At 62.5% G+C, this 3,356-nt stretch carries 6 protein-coding genes and 1 pseudogene; all 7 read right to left on the reverse strand.

Features of this window, described 5'->3' with window-relative positions; all coding sequences use genetic code 11:
- Positions 1-165, reverse strand: a pseudogene (locus VF497_RS01465) (F0F1 ATP synthase subunit alpha); the annotation flags it as partial.
- Positions 166-328: 163 nt separating this feature from the next.
- A complete protein-coding gene (locus VF497_RS01470; protein WP_330885542.1) occupies positions 329-862 on the reverse strand; it encodes a F0F1 ATP synthase subunit delta in 534 nt (177 codons plus the stop codon).
- 4 nt (positions 863-866) lie between these two features.
- On the reverse strand, positions 867-1,337 hold the full coding sequence (locus VF497_RS01475; protein ID WP_330885544.1) for a F0F1 ATP synthase subunit B: 471 nt from the start codon (positions 1,335-1,337) through the stop codon (positions 867-869).
- A 52-nt stretch (positions 1,338-1,389) separates the two neighbouring features.
- On the reverse strand, positions 1,390-1,662 hold the full coding sequence (gene atpE / locus VF497_RS01480; protein ID WP_026293141.1) for a F0F1 ATP synthase subunit C: 273 nt from the start codon (positions 1,660-1,662) through the stop codon (positions 1,390-1,392).
- A 53-nt stretch (positions 1,663-1,715) separates the two neighbouring features.
- Positions 1,716-2,570 carry a F0F1 ATP synthase subunit A gene (gene atpB / locus VF497_RS01485; protein ID WP_330885547.1) on the reverse strand — a complete coding sequence of 285 codons (855 nt, stop codon included), beginning with the start codon at positions 2,568-2,570 and terminating at the stop codon, positions 1,716-1,718.
- 38 nt (positions 2,571-2,608) lie between these two features.
- The gene (locus VF497_RS01490; protein WP_330885549.1) at positions 2,609-2,992 is read right to left on the reverse strand and encodes an ATP synthase subunit I; all 384 of its coding nucleotides are present in this window, start codon (positions 2,990-2,992) and stop codon (positions 2,609-2,611) included.
- 173 nt (positions 2,993-3,165) lie between these two features.
- Positions 3,166-3,356 (reverse strand): hypothetical protein (locus VF497_RS01495; RefSeq protein WP_330885551.1); only part of this gene is annotated, 191 nt, incomplete at its 5' end.

A 3,356-nucleotide genomic window follows, 5' to 3' on the forward strand; every position in this document is an offset into this window, starting at 1 on the left:
GATCATTTCGCCCGACATCACGTCGGCCAGGCCGTGGATGCGCACGATGCCGTCGGACACCGAGACGATGGTGCCTTCGTTGCGCGCTTCCGCGGCGAGCTTGACCTGCTCGATGCGGTTCTTGATCAGTTCGCTGATTTCTGAAGGGTTAAGCGTGGTGGCCATTTCTCAAGTCCTCTGCGCGCGTGCGCGGTGAACGCAACGTCGCTGCTGGTTAATGTCAAAAGTCAAAGATCAAACGTCGATCGGATAGCGAGCCGTGCAGGCGCTCCGACGACTTTTGATCTCTGACTTCTGACGCTCCGGCGGCACGCACGCCGCCGGGTCGTCAATTCGCCAAAGTCTGTTCCAGACGCGCCAGGCGTCCGCGCACCGAGCCGTCGATCACGACATCGCCCGCATCGATCACGGCACCGCCGATCACGGACGGATCGATGTGCTGGTCGAGTTCGATGCTGCGGCCGAAACGCTTGGCCAGCGCGACCTTGATCGCATCGGCCTGCGGCGCCGGAATCTCCGCCGCCGAACGCAGCGTCACCTTGAGCACGCGCTCGGACTCGCGCTTGAGTTCCTCGAACAGCGCGGCGATTTCGGGCAACAGGGTGAGGCGGCGGTTGTCCGCGAGCAGCGACAGGAAATTCGCGAACGTGCCGCTCGCGGTTTCGCCCGGTGGCAGCAGCAGGCCGACGAGTTCATCATTGCTCAGACGCGGATTGCCGATCAGCGCGCCGACGCGCGCGTCCGCGACGGCCTGCCCGGCAAACCCGAGGTTCGCCGACCACGCCGCCAGTGCATTCCCGTCGCGCGCAGCTTCGAAGGCCGCACGCGCGTAGGGACGTGCCAAGGTCAAGGTTTCGCTCATGCGCTCAGATCTCGGCTACCAGCTGGTCGAGCAAGGCCTTGTGCGCATCGGCATTGATTTCCTTGCCGATGATCTTCGAGGCGCCCTGCACCGCGAGCGTGGCGACCTGGCCGCGCAGCGCTTCGCGCGCCTTGCCGACCATGCCGTCGATCTCGGTCTGCGCCGTGGCCTTGACCCGCGCCGCTTCGAGCAACGCATCGGCCTTGGCCTTGTCGACGATCTGGTTGGCCTGGCCGTGCGCCTTCTCGACGATCTCGGCGGCCTGCGCGCGCGCCTTCTTGATCTCGTCGGCCACGCGTGCGTCGGCGTCCTTGAGTTCCGCCTTGGCGCGGTCGGCCGCGGCGAGACCTTCGGCGATCTTCTGCTGGCGCTCTTCGATCGCCGCCATGATGTGCGGCCAACCGAATTTCATGACCAGCCAGACCACGGCGAAGAACGCCAGACCCTGGATGACAAAAGTGATATTGGGGATCATCGCTGACTCCATCGAGCCGACGCAGAGCGCCGGCCGAATTCCTGTAGGCCGCTTACTTGAGGACGCTGAAGCTGCCGAGGAACGGGTTGGCGAAGATCAGCAGCAGCGCGATCGCAACGCCGATCATCGGCACCGCGTCGAGCAGACCGGCGACGATGAACATCTTGGTCTGCAGCATCGGGGTCAGTTCCGGCTGGCGCGAGGAACCTTCGAGGAACTTGCCGCCGAGCAGCGCGAAGCCGATCGCGGTGCCGAGAGCGCCAAGGCCGATCAGAAGGCTGGCGGCGATCAGCGTGAAGCTCATTACGTGTGCTGCATTTTCCATGGTGGTCTCCTAAATCAAAAGTCAAAAAGTAGAGAAGTGCAAAAGTACAGAAATCAATGCCGTTCGGCGGCCATGCTCAGGTACACGACCGACAGCATCATGAAGATGAAGGCCTGCAGGGTGATAACCAGAATATGGAAAGCGGTCCAGAGGAAGCCGGCGATGAACTGGCCGAAGCCGAGCAGATAGGTCGAGAAGTGCGAGAGCGTCGCGTCGAGCGTCATCACCGCGATCAGGATGAAAATCAGCTCGCCCGCGTACATGTTGCCGAACAGTCGCAGCGACAGCGACACGGGACGCACGGCTTCCTCGATCAGGCGCAGCAGCAGATTGGCCGGCGCCAGCGCGATCTTCGCGCCGAGGCCGTGCGCATGGAACGGCGCGCTGACCATCTCGCCGAAGAACACCTTCGGACCCTTGTGCTTGAGGCCGAAGTACTGGATCAAGAGGAACACGCACAGCGCCATGCCGAGCGTGGTGCTGAGATCGGCCGTCGGCACGATGCGCAGATACTTGAGGCCGGCGGCGTGGCCCGCGGCCGGCAGCATGTCGACCGGCAGCATGTCGAGAAAGTTGAACAGGAACACGAGGCCGAAGATCGTGATCGCGAGCGGCGCGATCAGCTTGCTCGTGCCGTGGAAGGTTTCCTTGACCAGACCGTCGACGAAGACGACGACCATTTCGATGAAGCTCTGCAGCTTGCCGGGATTCTCGACCTTGGCGCGGCGCGCAGTGCCGATGAACAGCAGGCAGAACAGCGCCGACAGCACGAAGGTGAAGAACAGCGTGTCGATGTTCAGCGTCCAGAACCCGTCCTCGTGCGGCCAGCGCAGATGGTGCAGGTGATGCACGATGTACTCGGTCATGCTTCCTGACGAGGATTCGTGTTCGGCGGCTGCTTGCAACATGGAGAGAAACTACCCGATCAAACTTGCTGTTGAATTCTTCAGCGGAAAATTCCGACCGCTGCCCAAAACGCCACCTGCGCCGCGAGGACGCCAATGATCAGCGGCAAAGGCGCCAATCCGAACACTGCCAGCCCCAGATACAGCGCGAGCACCAGCCAGACCCACTTCAAAACTTCCGCGGCATACACCGCGCGCGCAATGCGCCGCGTCGCTGCGATGCCGTCCGCGTACAGACGCCACGCAAACAACGCGTTGCCGACCGCGATCACGCCACCGCCATACCAGGCCGCCATCCCCGACTGCCAACCTTGCGCACAAAACCCCAAGCCGACCAATCCGGCGATGCCGAGTTGGAAGAGCACGATCCGGACGGCATTGCGTCGGCCATGAGCAATGGAGTTCCGCATGGGATTCGGCTTCAAGATCGCGATGCCGAGAGGGCCGCGACGCCTCCGGACCTGAGGAAGCATCGTCATATCGCAGAGCAGCAAGATTATACCCGGCGGTCATTTGCAGTCGCAAGACGAATGCGGCTTTGGTACGAGGCTCGCAGCGACTTGCGCCCGTCTTGCGACAATGTGTCGCAGCGAATGGGCTAGCCGACTGCGCCCCTAAAATCACGCGCAATAAAAAAGCCGGATGGCGAGGCCATCCGGCTGAACAAACGCTGCGGAATACAAAAGGGGAGGGAGGATTGCCGCAGCGCGATTTCCGCAGTGACCTGCGGGAATTCGATTAACGCGAGGCCTTCTTCGCCGCGCCGTTGACCTGCTTGGTGAAATCGGC

The organism is Rudaea sp. (assembly GCF_036383415.1).
Classification (GTDB): Bacteria; Pseudomonadota; Gammaproteobacteria; order Xanthomonadales; family Rhodanobacteraceae; genus Rudaea.